The organism is Pontimicrobium sp. MEBiC01747, from assembly GCF_053601635.1.
Map to the genome: position 1 here is coordinate 1 of NZ_JBSHNS010000207.1, position 1,191 is coordinate 1,191.

Sequence of the window (1,191 nt, forward strand, 5' to 3'; positions counted from 1 at the left end):
GATTATTGGTATACTATAGAACTTACAGATCATAATAATAATCATAGAAATATAACTGGGCATTTTAGTTTACTTAGATAATGTTCAAATGCCTACAAGTAGTATATAAAACACTTTTACTTTCATAATTTATAGGCTAACAAAACTTACATTAGCTACATATTAAAGGGGTTAATGATTTAGTTAATAACTCCTGTTAAAAGCACTTCAAAAACCATAGTAAATTTCCTATTTTGCACCGTTGTAAATCCTATAAAATTTAGATATAAGTGAAAGTCTGTATTGCCGAGAAACCAAGTGTTGCCCGCGAAATTGCTGCTGTATTAGGAGCTAGCACCAAGCGTGATGGCTATTTTGAAGGCAATGGTTATGCTGTAACTTACACCTTTGGTCATTTATGTACACTTTTTGAACCCAACGATTATAAACCTTACTGGAAAAGTTGGGATTTAAACAATTTACCCATGTTACCAGAAAAGTTTCAAACAAAGGTGGTAGACAATGATGGTATTAAAAAGCAATTTAATATTGTAAAAAGTTTATTTGATAAAGCAGAATTAATTATAAACTGCGGGGATGCTGGGCAAGAAGGAGAACTTATACAGCGTTGGGTTATTAATCAAGCCAATTACAAAGGAGAAGTTAAACGATTATGGATTTCATCATTAACTACAGAAGCTATAAAGGAAGGGTTTCAAAACTTAAAACCTTCCGAAAATTACGATAACTTATACTACGCAGGTTTTTCTCGCGCTATAGGCGATTGGCTTTTAGGTATGAATGCGACCCGTTTATATACTGTAAAACATGGAGGCTACAAACAAGTACTATCTATAGGGCGCGTACAAACCCCTACATTAGCTATGCTTGTTAACCGTTTTAAAGAGATAGAAAACTTTAAACCTCAACCCTATTGGGAGTTGCAAACATTATATAGAGACACCTTATTTAGTTACGAGGAGGGCCGCTTCCTAAAAATGGAAGATGGAGAAAAGTTAGCCAATATTGTAAAAGAACACGATTTCGAAATTGTATCTATTACCAAAAAGAAAGGTAACGAGTATGCTCCAAAATTATTCGACTTAACAGGTTTACAAGTGTATTGTAATACTAAATTTGGGTTTTCGGCAGACGAAACACTAAAAATAGTACAAAAATTATACGAGCAGAAAGTTGTAACCTACCCAAGAG

The 1,191-nt window shown here is 33.6% G+C and carries 1 protein-coding gene; it reads left to right on the forward strand.

Features of this window, described 5'->3' with window-relative positions; translation table 11 throughout:
• Positions 1-269: 269 nt before the first annotated feature.
• A partial coding sequence (locus ACVC2P_RS06625; protein WP_452597688.1) for a DNA topoisomerase occupies positions 270-1,191 on the forward strand: 922 nt, incomplete at its 3' end.